Genomic DNA, 15,976 nt, shown 5'->3' on the forward strand with positions numbered 1-15,976 from the left:
CGTCATGGACACCGAACGCGCGGACCTCATCGAGTCCCTCCGGCAGCACCGACGCTTCCTGCGGTTCACCGCGCAGGACATCACCGACGAGCAGGCCCGCGAACGCACCACGGGGAGTGAGCTGACCCTCGGTGGGCTCATCAAGCACGTGGCGGCCACCGAGGACGAGTGGGCGCGCTTCATCGTCGACGGCCCGCGCGAGACGCCGGACGTCGACTGGGACAGTATCGACTGGAGCAACCCGCCACCTGAGGTCAAGGCCTTCATGGACTCGCACCGGATGACCGAGACCGAGACCATTGCCGGCCTCCTGGCCGACTACGAGCAGGTGGCTGCGCGCACCGACGCACTCGTCGCGTCCTTGCCAGACCTGGACGCCACCCAGCCACTTCCCGTGGCCCCGTGGTTCGAGCCCAGCGCCGTCCGCAGCGCCCGCCGGTCGATCCTCCACATCATCGCCGAGACGGCCCAGCATGCCGGGCATGCCGACATCATCCGGGAGTCGCTCGACGGTCAGAAGACGATGGGCTGACCGTTCCGCCTGCTGCGCAGCACCACTGCCGGGGTCGGTGCGGGAGGGCACCGGCCCCGGCAGTGGTCGACCACGGTCAGTGGCCGCCCACCGGGTCCCACGGCGTCAGGCGAGGACCTCCCGACGTCGGCCGGCACCAGCGCGGAGCAGGCTTCCGAGCGCGAACAGAGCCAGAGCAGTTCCGAGCAGCAGCGTCAGCTCGGTGCCGGTCTGGGCCAGCTCCCCCATCGACGCGTTCGCCGTGGCGCCGAGCGAGGCACGCACAGCAGCGGCACCGCGGCTCGGAGCCGAGGTGGCGTCGTCACGGCCCTGGGTCGGGTCCAACGACGTGGCCGGGTCCGTGGGGTCGGTCGGCACGGTCGGATCGGTGGGGTCGGTCGGCACCGTCGGGTCCGTGGGCTCGGCCGGCACGGGCGGGTCCGTGGGTTCCGAGGGGACGGTCGGCGCCGTTCCGCCAGGGGCGGTCGTCGAGCCTTCGCTCGTCGCCTCACCCACCACCGACACTGCATTGCCACCGATGGTCACCGGCGCGGTGACCGGGATCCCCACCTGGTTCCCACCGAGCACGGCGTCACCACCAGAGGTGCTACCGCCACCAGCAGGAGCCGGGGACGACGTGGACACGGCGCCGGTGCTGCTGGCGTCACCGAGCACGGAGACGGCGTTGCCTCCCGCGCTGACGGGGACGGTGACGGGCACGAGGACCTGGTTGCCACCCGCGGTGGCGTCCTCACCCGAGGTCGACTGCGATGCAGGCGCCCCACCGTTCGTGCCGGATGACGTGGTGGCGCCCGTGCTGCTGGCGTCACCGAGCACCGAGACCGCGTTGCCGCCGGCACTGACCGGAGCCGTCACCGGGGACGTCACCTGGTTGCCGCCGAGGACCGAGTCGCCACCGCTGGTGCTCGCGCCACCGCTGGTGCTCGCGCCACCAGCACTGCCACCCGATCCGGCACCCGAGCTGGTCGAGGCACCGTCGCTGTCGGCGTCACCCAGCACCGAGACCGCGTTGCCGCCAGCACCGACCGGAGCCGTCACCGGGGACGTCACTTGGTTGCCGCCGAGGACCGAGTCGCCGCCACTGGTGGTCGCGCCACCAGCGCTGCCACCCGATCCGGCACCCGAGCTGGTCGAGGCACCGTCGCTGTCGGCGTCACCCAGCACCGAGACCGCGTTGCCGCCGGCACCGACCGGAGCCGTCACCGGGGACGTCACCTGGTTGCCGCCGAGGACCGAGTCGCCGCCACTGGTGGTCGTGCCACCGCTGGTGCTCGCGCCACCAGCACTGCCACCCGATCCGGCACCCGAGCTGGTCGAGGCACCGTCGCTGCCGGCGTCACCCAGCACCGAGACGGCATTGCCACCGACGGTGACCGGAACGGAGATCGGAGCCGCGACCTGGTTTCCGCCAGCCACGGAGTCGCCACCCGATGTCGAGGACGGCGCGGCGGTGCGCCCGCGAGAACCGGACGTGGTCGTGCTGGACGTGCTCTCGGCGTCACCGGTCACGGAGATGGCGTTGCCGCTCACCGTCACCGGCACCGACACCGGCGCGGTGGACTGGTTGCCACCCCCGGCCGAGTCCGTCCCCGAGGTCGAGGGCGGAGCAGTGCTGCTCCCTCCCGAACCCGCCTTCGTGGTGCTCGAGCTGCTGCCCGAGTCACCGGTCACGGAGATGGCGTTGCCGCTCACCGTCACCGGCACCGACACCGGCGCCACCACCTGATTTCCTCCGAGGAGACTCTGCGTACCGCTGGTGTCGTCCGCGTGGGCCTGTGCGGAGAAGAGGATCCCCCCGCCGACCACGAGGGAGATCTGGAGCCCTCGTCTCATGAATGCGTGCATGGTCGTTCCTTTCCAGAGTTGATGCGTGGACGCCCGCACGTGCGGGCACTGCTCGGACGGCGCGCTCGAGACGCGCCGGAGCGGCATCAACCAGGTCGGGAACCCGGCTCGAGGACAGGGCCGGACGTCAGCGCGTGGAGGCGTGACACCGTTGCGGACGAGACCAACTGGGGCAGGACGACGACGAACGGTGCCAGGGCGAGGTCCGCCCCTCCGCCCGCCGAGGACCGAGCTGACGATCCGCTCGCGCCACCGAGAAGGGCGGAGGCGGGCCGGGGACCAGCCGGCGCGGGGCCCGGCTCCCCCGCCGGCGCGGCCGACAGGGAGGCGTCGATCGCACCGGCAGGACTGTGGGCCGAGACCTCGGGGACGTGAGAGGCCACGGGCGTGCCGGCGAGATTGGCGACTGCCGCGGGCGCCGCAGCGCTCAGAGGACGAACCATCGACGCGGCCGAACCCGGCTTCACTGACGTGGGAACAGGCGTCGAGTCCGCCTGCAGCACAGGCGAACTCACCGGATCGATCGCGACAGGCGCAGTGGGCGCCACTGGAACGACGACCTCGACGATGTCTTCCACCTCGGGCAGCTCGACGACCGGCTCCGAAGCCGGCGAACCGACGACAGGGACCACGACAGTGGCAACCTCGTCGACCACCTCGGACGTCGCGGGTGCAACGGCCTTGACGGTCTCCAACGTGCGAGCAGTGGTGTGCGACACCGTCTTTGTGACCGTCTCCAGCGCAGTTCGGGGCGTCACGTCAACGGCACGGACGGGCTTGCGCACGACACCGGTGACAGCCGCGACGGGAGCCTCGACGAGCTCGTCCACGGCAGCCACGGGAGCGACGGGGGCCGCAGGCGTCGCGGGCGCCTGCGTGGTGGTGGCATTCACGGCGCGGGTGGAGGTCTCGAGCACCTGCTCGACCGTCGGCACCGACGCGGTCACCTTCCCCAGCAGCCCCGTGTCGTCGGCACGGGCGTTCGTCCAGGACGCGAGGGCGAAGCCGCAGACGATGAAGCCGGCACAGATCAGCAGCCTGCTCAGGCTGGAGCAACGGGACCACGCGGTCAACGACTTCACCCCCCGACGGAACTAGTCCAAGACTGGTTCCTTCCCACTTCAGCGCACCTGTTGACCGGCTGGCAACCCCCCATTCGGGTGGTTTGACCCAGCGCACCATGGGTAGGAGCGACGGCCGCCACACGAGAGACGCCGGTATGCCGTGGGCTCACGGCATACCGGCGTCGTCGTCTGTGCGACGGGTCTCGCTACTTCACGAGCGACCGAAGGACGTACTGGAGGATGCCACCGTTGCGGTAGTAGTCGGCCTCACCGGGAGTGTCGATGCGCAGGACGGCGTCGAACGAGACGTCCTCACCACCCTCCTTCGAGGCGACGACCTTGACCGTCTTGGGCGTGCGGCCCTCGTTGAGCTCGGTGACACCGGTGACCGAGAAGGTCTCGGTGCCGTCGAGGCCGAGCGACTCGGCGTTCTGGCCCTCCGGGAACTGCAGCGGGAGCACGCCCATGCCGATGAGGTTGGAGCGGTGGATGCGCTCGTAGCTCTCGGTGATGACGGCGCGCACGCCGAGGAGTGCGGTGCCCTTGGCGGCCCAGTCACGCGAGCTGCCCGAGCCGTACTCCTTGCCGGCCAGGATGACGAGCGGGGTGCCCTCGGCCTGGTAGTTCGCCGACGCGTCGAAGATCGTGCTCTGTCGCCCTCCTTCAGTGAAGTCGCGGGTGAAGCCACCCTCGACCCCGTCGAGCAGGAGGTTCTTGAGGCGGATGTTGGCGAACGTGCCGCGGATCATGATCTCGTGGTTGCCGCGTCGCGAGCCGTAGGAGTTGAAGTCCTTGCGCTCGACGCCGTGGTCGGCGAGGTACTTGCCGGCGGGGCTGTCGGTCTTGATCGCGCCAGCAGGGCTGATGTGGTCAGTCGTGACCGAGTCGCCCAGCTTGGCGAGGACGCGGGCGCCCTCGATGTCGGTGACCGGCGTGGTCTCCATCTGCATGCCGTCGAAGTACGGGGGCTTGCGGACGTAGGTCGAGTCGGCGTCCCAGTCGAAGGTGTTGCCCTCGGGGGTAGGCAGGCCCTGCCAGCGCTCGTCACCGGCGAAGACGTCGGCGTAGTCGTCGGTGAACAGCTTCTGGCTGATCGCACCGGCGATGGTCGCCTCGACGTCGTTCGGGCTGGGCCAGATGTCCTTGAGGAACACGTCGTTGCCGTCGGTGTCCTTGCCCAGCGAGTCGGTCTCGAAGTCGAAGTCCATCGTCCCGGCGAGGGCGTAGGCGATGACGAGCGGCGGCGACGCGAGGTAGTTCATCTTCACGTCGGGGTTGATGCGTCCCTCGAAGTTGCGGTTGCCCGAGAGGACCGAGACGACGGCGAGGTCGTTGTCGTTGACGGCCTTGCTCACCTCGTCGATGATCGGGCCCGAGTTGCCGATGCACGTCGTGCAGCCGTAGCCGACGAGGTGGAAGCCGAGCTTCTCGAGGTAGGGCCACATACCGGCCTTCTCGTAGTAGCCCGTGACGACCTTGGAGCCCGGCGCCATCGACGTCTTGACCCACGGGGCCACCGACAGACCGCGCTCGACGGCGTTCTTGGCGAGCATCGCAGCCGCCATCATCACCGACGGGTTGGACGTGTTGGTGCAGGACGTGATCGAGGCGATGGCGACGATGCCGTGGTCGACCTCGGTCGACTGTCCGTTGATCGTCAGCGCGACCTTCTTGGTCGGACGGTCGGAGCCGCTGCCTTGGTCGGCCGGCTTGTCTCCACCGTTCTGACCGTCGGGCGAGCCCTGCGGCGTGGGGTCGCTCGCGGGGAACGAGCTCGCCGTGCCGTCGTCACCCTCCTCGTGCGAGACGTAGGTGGGGAGGACCTTGCGGAAGGACTCCTTGGCGTCGGACAGCGCGATGCGGTCCTGGGGACGCTTCGGGCCGGCGATCGACGGGACGACCGTCGACAGGTCGAGCTCGAGACGCTCGGAGTAGCGCGCCTCGGGCTGGTCGGGGCCGGCGTTGAGCCACAGGCCCTGCTCCTTGGCGTAGGCCTCGACGAGGGCCACCGACTCCTCGGAGCGACCGGTGAGGCGGAGGTACTCGAGCGTGACGTCGTCGATGGGGAAGATCGCGCAGGTCGAGCCGAACTCAGGGCTCATGTTGCCGATCGTGGCGCGGTTGGCCAGCGGGACGGCGGAGACGCCCTCGCCGTAGAACTCGACGAACTTGCCGACGACGCCGTGCTTGCGCAGCATCTCGGTGATCGTGAGGACGACGTCGGTCGCCGTGGCGCCCTGGGGCACGGACCCAGAGAGCTTGAAGCCGACGACGCGCGGGATGAGCATGGAGACGGGCTGGCCGAGCATGGCCGCCTCGGCCTCGATGCCGCCGACGCCCCAGCCGAGCACGCCGAGGCCGTTGACCATCGTCGTGTGGCTGTCGGTGCCGACACAGGTGTCGGGGTAGGCGACGGTGCGACCGTCGACCTCGCGGGTCATGACGGTGCGCGCGAGGTGCTCGATGTTGACCTGGTGCACGATGCCGGTGCCCGGGGGGACGACCTTGAAGTCGTCGAACGCCGTCTGGCCCCAGCGGAGGAACTTGTAGCGCTCGTTGTTGCGCTCGTACTCGATCTCGACGTTGCGCTCGAAGGCGTCCGAGCGACCGAACACGTCGATGATCACCGAGTGGTCGATGACGAGCTCGGCCGGCGCGAGCGGGTTGATCTTCTCCGGGTTGCCGCCGAGGTCGGCGACGGCCTCACGCATCGTGGCGAGGTCGACGACGCAGGGAACCCCGGTGAAGTCCTGCATGATCACGCGACCCGGCGTGAACTGGATCTCGGTGTCGGGCTGGGCGTTCTCGTCCCAGCCGCCGAGGGCGCGGATGTGGTCGGCCGTGATGTTGGCGCCGTCCTCGGTGCGCAGGAGGTTCTCGAGGAGAACCTTGAGGCTGTAGGGAAGCGTCTCGCTCCCCTCGACCGCCGCGAGGCGGTAGATGTCGTAGGCCTTGTCGCCCACCTGGAGTTCGCCGTGTGCCTTGAAGCTGTCAGTGCTCGTCACGAGCCTGCTCCCTTCCGCGCGTCATCGCGTGTGTCGGTCCACCGAGTTATCTTGACGTCAAGATACTAGTCGAGGAGTCCTGCTGTCCAACCTTCCCACGCCGCATCCGGTAGTGGAGACGCAGTGCCCGCGCCCGCCCGACGCGCAGCTCGTGGTCGGTGCGCAGCTCGCCCCGGTCGTCGACGTGGACGACGAACTCCTCGTGGATGGGGGCCCTCGCAGCCCACGCCGCGCCGCTCGCGCCGTGCACGACGACGTAGGCCCCGTCTCCCCCGAACGCACGGCTCGACGACGACAGGACGAGTGCGCCGTCGGCCCGCACCTCGGGTCGCAGGAAGACCTGGACGTTGCCCTTCTCGAGCGGGAACGTCACGTGCACGCTCGGGCGCGCGGAACCGGGAAGCGAGCGGACGGCATACGCACCGCTGAAGAGGAACTGACCCGTCCGGCGCAGGCGACGCAGCCACGCCGCGGACACCTGTCGGCCGTCACCGTCGACGATACCGACGATCTCGCTGTCGATGCCGTGGCTGACGTCGAGCGGCTGCACCGGCAGGGCGAGCTGCTGGAGGCGGCGCCCGAAGAGGTGCTCGACGAGCATGCCGCCCGGCTGGAAGAGGGCCGACCAGCTCGACCACGCGTCCATCGTCCACGCACCGGTGTGCTCGTAGAAGTCGCGCACCTGCGGCGACAGCGCGTCGGCGCGGAAGCCCGGCCCGTCGAGCACCGCGAGGTCGGGGACGAGGCCGCGCTCACTGTCGCGCTCCACCGTCCCCGAGGCCGCGGCGGCCGCGGCGTCCAGCCACGACGGTCCGATGACCCCCGCTTCGGCCGCCGGCGCCCGCAGCCAGGCATGCTCACCGTCGAGGTCGACGCGTCGGCCCACGGTCCGCCAGAAGGCTCGCGTCCCAGCGTCGAGGACCCGGTATGCCGTGTCGGCCGTCACGCGGGTGACCTCTCGAAGATCGCGACGCACTCGATGTGGTGCGTCATGGGGAACGCGTCGAACGACCGCAGCGACGTGAGCGCGTAACCCTTGTCCTGCAGGTATGCCGTGTCGCGCCCGAGCGCGGACGGGTCGCACGCGACGTAGGCGAGGGCACGCGGACGCAGCGCCACGACCGCGCCGACGACTGCCTTGCCGGCCCCGGTGCGCGGGGGGTCGAGGACGACGACGTCCGCGGTCGGCGGCAGCTGGCTGTGCGGCCGCCGCGGCGCACTGCGGCGACGCCCCTTGCGCGACCCCGCGACACGGCCCGTGGACTCCACGCCGAAGACGTGGTCGACCCGGCCCTGGATGTAGTGCACCCACGGGGTCCGCTCGACGTTGAGGCGGGCCTGCGCGACGGCGACCGCGTCGGACTCGACGGCGACGACCTGACCGGACGGACCCACGGCCTCGGCCAGCGCAGACGCGAACACGCCGACGCCGGCATAGAGGTCGAGGCAGCGCTCGCCCTCCTGCGGCTTCAGCCCGTCGATGACGGCGTCCACGAAGGTCGCGGCCGCACCCGGGTGGACCTGCCAGAACCCACGGGCACTGACGTCGAACTCACGCGAGAGCGCCTGTGCCGCAACGGTCTCGGTGACGACAGGCGCGTCGGCCTCGTCGGACGGCACCCTGACGACGACCGTGGGTCCGTCGGTCGGCGCGACGACGTCAACGGCCTTCTCCCCCGGCCAGTGCCCCTGCAGGACACCGGTACCGATCACGCGCTCGTTGGCGATGAGGCAGTCGTCGACGGGGATGAGGTCGTGGCTTCGGTGCCGTCGCATGCCCGCGCGACCGGCGGCGTCGACGGCGAACTCGGTGCGGGTGCGCCAGCGCAGACCCTCGGCGTCCCCCGGCACGGGCTCGACGACGACGTCACGCTCGACGTGGGCCAGGCGTCGCAGCTGCTCCTCGACGACCTCCGCCTTGAGACGTCGCTGCTCCGGGACCGCGACGTGCTGGAAGTCGCAGCCACCGCAGAGGCCGGGACCGGCATACGGGCAGGGAGGTGTGACGCGCGCGCTCGAGGCGTCGAGGACCTCGAACGCGTCGGCACGCAGGAAGCGGTCTCCGGGACCGCCCTCGGTGACGCGCACCCGGACCTGCTCTCCGGGCAGCGCGTGCCGGACGAAGAGGACGCGGCCCTCGTGGCGTGCGACGACGAAGCCGCCGTGCGCGATCGGCCCTGCCTCGACCTCGACCTCGTCGCCGACCGTGAGCGCGTCCGCGGGAACGGGAGCCTGCGCCTCGCTCATCCCTCTCCGCGCCGGACGTCGCCGGCGACCGGGCCGTCGAGGCGCTCCTCCATGCCGGCCGAGGAGGCGAGCTGCCAGGGAACGCTCGAGACCATGACGCCGGGAGTGAAGAGCAGTCGGCCCTTGAGGCGCAGGGCGCTCTGGTTGTGCAGGGCCTGCTCCCACCAGTGGCCGAGGACGTACTCGGGGATGTAGACGACGACGATGTCGCGCGGGCTGCCCGACCGGATCGACTTGACGTAGTCGACGACCGGACGGGTGATCTCGCGGTAGGGGCTGTCAAGGGCCTTGAGCGGGAGCGGGATCTGGCGCCGGTCCCACTCGGCCTGCAGCGCCTTGGTCTCCTCGGGGTCGACGTCGACCGTGAGGGCCTCGAGGATCGAGGGTCGCGTCGCGCGGGCGTAGGCGAGGGCGCGCAGCGTCGGCTTGTGGATCTTGGAGACGAGCACGATGGCGTGGACCCGCGAGGGGAGCATCTGCTGCTTGGTGTCGGTCTCCTCGACGCGCAGCTCGTCGCGGACGCGGTCGTAGTGCTTGCGGATGCGCGTCATGAGCAGGAAGAGCAGGACCATCGCGGCGATGGCGTAGCCGGCGCCGTGGGTGAACTTCGTGATGAGCACGACGACGAGGACGGTGCCCGACATGGTCGCGCCGACGGCGTTGATCGCCCGGCTGCGCATCATCCGGGCCCGGGCCATGGGTGACTTCTCGAGCCGCAGGTCGCGGTTCCAGTGCCGCACCATGCCGATCTGGCTCAGGGTGAACGAGACGAACACGCCGACGATGTAGAGCTGGATGAGCCGGGTGACCTCGGCGTCGTAGAGGAGGACGAGGCCCGCCGCCGCAGCAGCCAGGATGATGATGCCGTTGGAGAAGGCCAGCCTGTCGCCGCGCGTGTGCAGCTGCCTGGGCAGGAAGCCGTCGCGGGCGAGGATCGAGCCCAGCACCGGGAAGCCGTTGAACGCCGTGTTGGCGGCGAGCACGAGGATGAGGCCCGTCGTGATGGACACGAAGAGGATGCCGAGGTCGAAGCCGGAGAAGACCGCCTTGGACACCTGGCCCATGACGGTGTCCTGGACGTAGCTGTCGCCGACCGGCGCCCCGTCGCGCAGCAGCTGACGGGAGGGGTCCTCGGCGAAGTGGACGCCGGTCCACCGCGACAGCGTCACCATCGACAGGAGCATCGTGACGGACATGGCGCCCATGAGCACGAGCGTGGTGGCGGCGTTGCGGCTCTTGGGCTTCTTGAACGCAGGGACGCCGTTGGAGATGGCCTCGACACCGGTGAGCGCCGCACAGCCGGACGAGAAGGCGCGCAGCAGGAGGAAGACGAGCGCGATCCCGCCGATCGTCTCGTAGCCCGCCTCCGGTGCCAGCTCGAGCGGCGCACTCTCGGCGTCGGGCAGCGTCCCGGTCAGCTGGCGGTAGAGCCCGACGAGCGCCATGCCGAGGACGGCGACCATGAAGAGGTAGACGGGGATCGCGAACGCGGCACCGGACTCGCGGACACCGCGCAGGTTCATCGCCGTGAGCAGCCCGATGATGACGACGGCGACCACGGCCTCGTGCCCACGGACGAACTCGAAGGCGGACGCGGCGTTCTGGACGCCCGAGGAGACGGACACCGCGACGGTGAGGACGTAGTCGACGAGCAGTGCGCTGCCGACCGTGAGCCCGGCCTTGGGTCCGAGGTTGACGCTGGCCACCTCGTAGTCGCCGCCGCCCGAGGGGTAGGCGTGGACGTTCTGCCGGTAGCTGAGGATGACGACGACCATGACCGCGACGACGGCGAGGGCGATCTTCCACGAGCTGGTGAGCGCCAGGGCCCCACCGGCCATGCCGAGGGTGAGCAGGATCTCGTCCGGGGCGTACGCGACGGACGAGAGCGCATCGCTGGCGAAGACGGGGAGGGCGATGCGCTTGGGGAGGAGGGTCTCGCCCAGTCGGTCCGAGCGCATCGCCCGGCCCAGGATGACGCGTTTGACCACGCGACCAGAGGAACTCACGGCGCCACTCTATGCACCCGCGCGCCCCCTCGCTGCCCTCCCCGGCCGGTGTAGCGTCTGAGCGTGCATTTCGTCATCATGGGCTGCGGCCGCGTGGGCGCCTCACTGGCCAGGGCGCTCGAACGTGCCGGCCACGAGGTCGCCATCATCGACCAGGTCGAGTCGGCGTTCCGCCGGCTCGGCGCGGGCTTCGAGGGGCGTCGCGTCGTCGGCGTCGGCTTCGACCGCGACACCCTGCGCGAGGCGGGGATCTCCGAGGCCTACGCCTTCGCCGCGGTCTCCAGCGGTGACAACTCCAACATCCTCGCCGCCCGGGTGGCGCGCGAGAAGTTCGGCGTCGAGAACGTCGTGGCGCGCATCTACGACCCCGGTCGCGCCGAGATCTACCAGCGCCTCGGCATCCCCACCGTCGCCACCGTGAAGTGGACGAGCGACCAGGTCCTGCGCCGCCTGCTTCCCCAGGGCCACGTCCCCGAGTACACCGACCCCAGCGGACGCGTCGTCATCGCCGAGATGCCCGTCAACGCCGCCTGGGTCGGACGCCGCATCGTGGAGATCGAGGAGGTCGTCGGCGGTCGGGTGGCCTACGTCAGCCGCCTCGGCGACGGGATGCTTCCCACGACCGACACGGTCTACCAGGACGGCGACCTCATCCACTTCTCGCTCGACCGCGCCCGCCTCGCCGAGGCCGAGCGGATCCTCGACGCCGCTCCCCCGGCTCACTGACCTCACGACACCCAAGGACAAGCACATGCGCGTCGTCATCGCCGGGGCAGGGAGCGTGGGCCGCTCCATCGCCCGCGAGCTCATCCGCAACGGCCACCAGCTGCTCCTCATCGACCGCGAGGCCGACGGCGAACGCGTCGCCAAGGTCCCCGACGCCGCGTGGCTCCAGGCCGACGCCTGCGAGCTCACCGCACTGACCGAGGCCGGGGTCGCCGACTGCGACGTCGTCGTGGCCGCGACGGGTGACGACAAGGCCAACCTCGTCGTCTCGCTCCTCGCCAAGACCGAGTTCGGCGTCCCGCGCACGGTCGCCCGCGTCAACAACCCCAAGAACGAGTGGATGTTCGACGACGCCTGGGGCGTCGACGTGGCCGTGTCCACGCCGCGCCTCATGACGGCCCTCATCGAGGAGGCCGTGTCCGTCGGCGACCTCGTGCGGATCTTCGAGTTCCAGCAGGGCCACGCCGCCATGGTCGAGATGACCCTTCCGGCCGGAAGCCCGTATGCCGGCACTCGCGTCGGCGACATCGCCTTCCCTCCCGACACGGTCCTCACCGGCATCATCCGCGGCGGGCACCCGATCGCACCCAGCCGCGACGACGCGCTCGAGCCGCTCGACGAGCTGCTCTTCATCACGACGACCGACGGCGAGTCCGACCTCGAGTCGATGCTCAGCCCGGGGACTCGCCAGAAGCGCGAGATCGACGACTGACTGCCCCACCAGCAGGGGCCGGCTGTGCAACTGCTTGCCCCACCAGGAGGCTTCGCCTCGCGGTGGGGCAATCAGTTGTAGAGCGACCGCCCTCGCCGTGGGGCAATCAGTTGCGGAAGGTGGTCAGTCGGCGTCGGAGGTGCGAGCAGCCGTGTCACGCACGGCCTCGAGTTCTTGGGGGGTGCTGCCGCGGACGAGCAACCAGCCCATGACGGCGACGCCGCCGATCCACAGCGGCCAGCCGAGGACGATCTTGGCAACGCCGAGCGCCTCCACCTGGGCGGCGAGGTAGAGCGGGACCTGGATCGACAGGCGGACGGCATACAGGGCGACGAGCACCCAGGTGAGGCGCGAACAGACCCGGACCATCCCGGAGTCACGACGCCAGCCGAACGGGTCCTCGGCGGCCTTGGGGTCACCCGCGCCGACGAGGAAGCCGACGACCGGCCAGCGCACGAGGATCGAGATCAGGGTGCCGATGAGGTAGCCGCCGGACAGCAGCATGCCCGGCAGGAAGGCGTCCTCCGCCTTGCCGCTGCGCATCGCGAAGAACGCCGCGATGCCGGTCGCGAAGACGGCCCCGAGGACGTGCTGCAGGCTAGACCGCTGCACGAGGCGGGCGACGGCGAGCACGACTGCCACAGCCACGGCGCACCAGACGGCGAGCGTGAGGTCCTGACGCCACGACCAGACACCGATGAAGGCGACCGTCGGCAGGGCGGTCTCGATCGAGCCCCGCCAGCCCCCGAGGGCGCTCGACAGGCGGTGCCGGATGAGCTCCTCGACGGTCTCGGCGTTGGCGCGGTCGGTCGGCGTCACCTCGGGGGTCACGTCGCGACTCACTTGGTCGGGACGATCTGGTAGGTCGGGTTGAAGATCGTCGGCTGGCCCTTGACCTTGGCGATCCGGCCCTCGGCGGTGAGGAAGACACCGGGGTCGATGCCCGCGATGCGGCGCCGGCCCACCCAGACGAGGTTGACCGACCGCTCGCCGTCGAAGAGCTCGGCCACGAGGACCGGCACGCTCTGCTTGGGCGGGATGGTGATGCAGCGGACACAGCCCGCGACCTTGGCGGGGCGCCGCTCGACGAGCTCGCCGGCACACGCGACGGCGGCATCGGGGTCGGACAGCGTGCGCTCGCGGATCTCGGCCGCCTCGAGCTGTGCGTCGGTGCGGGCGAGGTCGCGGATGCGCTCCTTGAGACCCATCACCTCACCTCGGTGATCTCGGGTCCGCGTTCGAAGGGGTTGAGGTCGTCGGTCGACGTCGGACCGCCGTCCGGGGCTCCCGGCGCCGCGGGCATCGGGGTGGCCTCCTCCTGCGGCAGGCGCAGCGGCAGCAGCTCGCGCGGAGCCATCGGGTCACTGCCTCGCACGACGACCGTCTCGCGGAAGACCTCGAGCAGAGGGGCCGCAGCCGCGTCGTCGATGGCACCGCGACCGGAGATGACGCCGCGCAGGAACCAGCGCGGGCCATCGACGCCGAGGAAGCGGGCCGGGGCGAAGACCGTGCGGCCGTCGGGTCCGGCGCTCGGCATGCGGGTGCGCAGCTCGGTGCCGAGCGGGCCGTCCTCGAGGTCGGCGGTGCCACCCTGGGTCTCGATGGCCGCGCCGATCTCGGTGCGGATGTCGGCCCACACGCCGCCCGAACGGGGCGCGGCGAAGGCCTGCAGCTGGAGGGCGGACTCGCCGAACACGGCGGTCGCAGCCACGACGTGCTGCTGCTCCTGGTCGATCTCGAGACGGAGCTCCATGCCCTCGGCGCCGCGGATGCGCAGCGCGCCGAGGTCGAGCCGGCCGTCGTCGTCCTCCACCTCGGTGGCGTCGTAGGGCCCGGTGCTGCGGTCGACGGGCGCGTCCGGGATCACCTCGGGCGGGGCGTCGGCGTCGGGGTCGGCGTCCTCGGTGCCGTCGACGGCGTCGAGCCCGGTGTCGGTCCCGGAGTCAGCGGTGTCCGCGTCGTCCTTGCGCCGGCGAAAGATGCTCACTGCGTGGTCACTTCCTCGAAGGTTGGGTGGGGGGTCGTGCCGAATCCCCCGGTGGATCCATGTCCAGTGTCCCCCCGGACGCTGTCCGGGAGCGAGTCGGCCTCGGAGAACTCGGCGTGCACATACTCCTGCACGACGAGCTGGGCGATCCGGTCGCCCACCTCGACGGTGAACTCCTCACGCGGGTCGAGGTTGACGAGGTTGACGAGGATCTCGCCGCGGTAGCCCGAGTCGACCGTTCCGGGCGCGTTGACGACGGTGACCCCGTGCCGGGCCGCGAGCCCGGACCTCGGGTGCACGAGACCCACCGTGCCCGGCGGCAGCGCGATCGCGATGCCGGTCGGGACGAGCGCCCGCTCCCCCGGTGCGAGCGTCACGCTCGCGACCGCGGTGAGATCGGCGCCCGCGTCGCCGTCCGAGGCGTATGCCGGGACGCGAGCCTGCGGGGACAGCTTCCGGAAGGCCACCGGAACGCGAGAAGGGCCAGTCACGGGGACTGACCCTATCTCGGTCTCAGGCCCTCGCGGACCGCTCGTCGGCACCGGTCAGGCGGCGCACTCGCTGCAGATCATCTGGCCGTTCTTCTCCGACGCCAGCTGGCTGCGGTGGTGCACCAGGAAGCACCGTGAACAGGTGAACTCGTCGGCCTGACGCGGGATGACCCGCACCGACATCTCCTCGCCCGAGAGGTCGGCTCCCGGGAGCTCGAAGCCCTCGGCCTGCTCGGTCTCGTCGACATCCACACTGGAGGATCGCTTGTCGTTGCGACGGGTCTTGAGCTCCTCGATGGAGTCCTCGGACAGCTCGTCGTCGGTCTTGCGTGGCGCGTCGTAGTCAGTCGCCATTGCGCTCCCTTCAAAAGTCCTTGGGTCAGTTCCGGAGGCAGTTCCGGGACGCTGACGGCCCTGCTTCGCCCAGTCAACGCATGGACTGTCGATTTTGTGCCCGTGCGAGCGGCGATTGTGCACCATCGATGCGATCTCCGCCACAGCGGGGCCGAGACTAGCCGTGCAGGTGCCTGCGGGTGCCGTCTTCGACAACATTCGAGAAGGCGGCGCGCAGACCCGGGGCGCACGCCCATGTGAGGGCCTCGCCCGGCCCGTCGAAACCGCCGACCACGGCTCCGGCCTCGACGGCGACGAGCCACCCTGCGGCGAGGTCCCACGGGTTGAGCCCGGTCTCGTAGTAGGCGTCGACCCGCCCGGCGGCGACCGAGCAGAGATCGAGGGCCGCGCTGCCGGCGCGCCGGATGTCGCGGACCTGCGGGAGGAGGTCGAGGACGAGGCGCCCCTGGCGCTCACGGCGCTCCGCGGCATACCCGAACCCGGTCGCGACGAGGGCCTGGTCGAGCGAGTCACACGCTGTGGGCGACAGCGGTCGCTGGTCGTCGCCGCGGACGAGCCGGGCACCGGCCCCCGCCCGAGCGCCGAAGAGCTCGTCGGTCACCGGGTTGTAGACCGCGCCCGCGAACGGTCGCCACCCGCCGGGCACCGACGGGTCCCCGACGACGGCGGCGACGGACACGGCATACGCAGGTATGCCGTAGAGGTAGTTGACCGTGCCGTCGATCGGGTCGATCACCCAGGTGATGCCGGACGTGCCGGTCGCTCCCCCGTCCTCCTCGCCGAGGACGGCGTCGTCGGGGCGGGCCTCGCGCAGCCGGGCCAGCAGGTGGTCCTGCGAGGCCTGGTCCATGGCCGTGACGACGTCGGTCGCGGTCGACTTGGTGGCGGCGACCTCGACGGCGTCGGGCCGCTCGTCGACGACGAGGCGTCCGGCGGAGCGGGCGACGTCGGCGGCGAGGGCCTCGAGGGCAGCCGCGAGCGCGTCGTCCGGGAGCGCGAGGTCCACG

16 protein-coding genes and 1 pseudogene are annotated in these 15,976 nt (G+C 70.8%); 4 read left to right on the forward strand and 13 right to left on the reverse strand.

The genetic code is table 11. From position 1 onward, the window contains the following. Positions 1 to 4 precede the first annotated feature (4 nt). On the forward strand, positions 5 to 532 hold the full coding sequence (locus tag ACSQ11_RS15510; RefSeq protein ID WP_436007134.1) for a DinB family protein: 528 nt from the start codon (positions 5 to 7) through the stop codon (positions 530 to 532). Positions 533 to 637: 105 nt separating this feature from the next. On the opposite strand, the gene ACSQ11_RS15515 is transcribed toward ACSQ11_RS15510, so the two are convergent. Then, positions 638 to 1,948, reverse strand: a complete 1,311-nt coding sequence (locus ACSQ11_RS15515; protein WP_436007523.1) for a hypothetical protein — start codon at positions 1,946 to 1,948, stop codon at positions 638 to 640. 55 nt (positions 1,949 to 2,003) lie between these two features. On the opposite strand from ACSQ11_RS15515, the gene ACSQ11_RS15520 reads away from it, so the two are divergent. After that, a complete protein-coding gene (locus ACSQ11_RS15520; RefSeq protein WP_436007525.1) occupies positions 2,004 to 2,258 on the forward strand; it encodes a hypothetical protein in 255 nt (84 codons plus the stop codon). On the opposite strand, the pseudogene ACSQ11_RS15525 reads toward ACSQ11_RS15520, so the two are convergent. From ACSQ11_RS15525 to ACSQ11_RS15550, 6 genes and pseudogenes are all read right to left on the reverse strand, one after another. Continuing rightward, positions 2,246 to 2,464, reverse strand: a pseudogene (locus ACSQ11_RS15525) (hypothetical protein); the annotation flags it as partial. The gene ACSQ11_RS15520 and the pseudogene ACSQ11_RS15525 overlap by 13 nt on opposite strands. Then, complete coding sequence (locus tag ACSQ11_RS15530) at positions 2,464 to 3,459, reverse strand: hypothetical protein (RefSeq protein WP_436007136.1); 996 nt, start codon at positions 3,457 to 3,459, stop codon at positions 2,464 to 2,466. The gene ACSQ11_RS15530 and the pseudogene ACSQ11_RS15525, both read right to left, overlap by 1 nt. 188 nt (positions 3,460 to 3,647) lie before the next feature. Beyond that, on the reverse strand, positions 3,648 to 6,446 hold the full coding sequence (gene acnA, locus ACSQ11_RS15535; RefSeq protein ID WP_436007138.1) for an aconitate hydratase AcnA: 2,799 nt from the start codon (positions 6,444 to 6,446) through the stop codon (positions 3,648 to 3,650). A 46-nt stretch (positions 6,447 to 6,492) separates the two neighbouring features. Then, positions 6,493 to 7,392 carry a hypothetical protein gene (locus tag ACSQ11_RS15540; RefSeq protein WP_436007139.1) on the reverse strand — a complete coding sequence of 300 codons (900 nt, stop codon included), beginning with the start codon at positions 7,390 to 7,392 and terminating at the stop codon, positions 6,493 to 6,495. Then, the gene (locus ACSQ11_RS15545) at positions 7,389 to 8,693 is read right to left on the reverse strand and encodes a class I SAM-dependent RNA methyltransferase (protein WP_436007141.1); all 1,305 of its coding nucleotides are present in this window, start codon (positions 8,691 to 8,693) and stop codon (positions 7,389 to 7,391) included. The genes ACSQ11_RS15540 and ACSQ11_RS15545 overlap by 4 nt, the downstream gene beginning before the upstream one ends. Then, a complete protein-coding gene (locus ACSQ11_RS15550; protein WP_436007143.1) occupies positions 8,690 to 10,699 on the reverse strand; it encodes an APC family permease in 2,010 nt (669 codons plus the stop codon). Before ACSQ11_RS15550 ends, ACSQ11_RS15545 begins: the two co-directional genes overlap by 4 nt. A gap of 63 nt (positions 10,700 to 10,762) precedes the next feature. Here ACSQ11_RS15550 and ACSQ11_RS15555 point away from each other — a divergent pair, with 63 nt between their 5' ends. Next, on the forward strand, positions 10,763 to 11,425 hold the full coding sequence (locus ACSQ11_RS15555; RefSeq protein WP_436007145.1) for a potassium channel family protein: 663 nt from the start codon (positions 10,763 to 10,765) through the stop codon (positions 11,423 to 11,425). Between the two features lie 25 nt (positions 11,426 to 11,450). Continuing rightward, positions 11,451 to 12,137, forward strand: coding sequence for a potassium channel family protein (locus ACSQ11_RS15560; RefSeq protein ID WP_436007147.1), 687 nt, complete (start codon positions 11,451 to 11,453; stop codon positions 12,135 to 12,137). 123 nt (positions 12,138 to 12,260) lie between these two features. On the opposite strand, the gene ACSQ11_RS15565 is transcribed toward ACSQ11_RS15560, so the two are convergent. The 6 genes from ACSQ11_RS15565 to ACSQ11_RS15590 all read right to left on the reverse strand — a co-directional run bounded on the left by ACSQ11_RS15565 (position 12,261) and on the right by ACSQ11_RS15590 (position 15,975). Further along, on the reverse strand, positions 12,261 to 12,980 hold the full coding sequence (locus ACSQ11_RS15565; protein WP_436007149.1) for a DUF3159 domain-containing protein: 720 nt from the start codon (positions 12,978 to 12,980) through the stop codon (positions 12,261 to 12,263). Beyond that, positions 12,977 to 13,345, reverse strand: a complete 369-nt coding sequence (locus ACSQ11_RS15570) for an OB-fold nucleic acid binding domain-containing protein (protein WP_436007151.1) — start codon at positions 13,343 to 13,345, stop codon at positions 12,977 to 12,979. Before ACSQ11_RS15570 ends, ACSQ11_RS15565 begins: the two co-directional genes overlap by 4 nt. Continuing rightward, positions 13,345 to 14,124, reverse strand: coding sequence for a DUF3710 domain-containing protein (locus ACSQ11_RS15575; protein WP_436007153.1), 780 nt, complete (start codon positions 14,122 to 14,124; stop codon positions 13,345 to 13,347). The genes ACSQ11_RS15570 and ACSQ11_RS15575 overlap by 1 nt, the downstream gene beginning before the upstream one ends. Beyond that, a complete protein-coding gene (gene dut, locus ACSQ11_RS15580) occupies positions 14,121 to 14,615 on the reverse strand; it encodes a dUTP diphosphatase (protein WP_436007155.1) in 495 nt (164 codons plus the stop codon). Before dut ends, ACSQ11_RS15575 begins: the two co-directional genes overlap by 4 nt. Before the next feature lie 54 nt (positions 14,616 to 14,669). Continuing rightward, a complete protein-coding gene (locus tag ACSQ11_RS15585; RefSeq protein WP_035914068.1) occupies positions 14,670 to 14,969 on the reverse strand; it encodes a DUF4193 domain-containing protein in 300 nt (99 codons plus the stop codon). Positions 14,970 to 15,126: 157 nt separating this feature from the next. After that, entirely contained in the window at positions 15,127 to 15,975 is an 849-nt protein-coding gene (locus ACSQ11_RS15590; protein ID WP_436007157.1) for an inositol monophosphatase family protein, read from the reverse strand. Between the last annotated feature and the right edge of the window lies 1 nt (position 15,976).

Origin of the sequence: Knoellia sp. LjRoot47 (assembly GCF_964253435.1) — a bacterium.
Taxonomy (GTDB): domain Bacteria; phylum Actinomycetota; class Actinomycetes; order Actinomycetales; family Dermatophilaceae; genus Knoellia.

Coding starts and splice junctions, on each gene's coding strand:
- ACSQ11_RS15510 (WP_436007134.1), top strand. CDS start 5: ATGGACACCGAACGCGCGGACCTCATCGAGTCCCTCCGGCAGCACCGA.
- ACSQ11_RS15560 (WP_436007147.1), top strand. CDS start 11,451: ATGCGCGTCGTCATCGCCGGGGCAGGGAGCGTGGGCCGCTCCATCGCC.
- ACSQ11_RS15545 (WP_436007141.1), bottom strand. CDS start 8,693: ATGAGCGAGGCGCAGGCTCCCGTTCCCGCGGACGCGCTCACGGTCGGC.
- ACSQ11_RS15570 (WP_436007151.1), bottom strand. CDS start 13,345: ATGGGTCTCAAGGAGCGCATCCGCGACCTCGCCCGCACCGACGCACAG.
- ACSQ11_RS15585 (WP_035914068.1), bottom strand. CDS start 14,969: ATGGCGACTGACTACGACGCGCCACGCAAGACCGACGACGAGCTGTCC.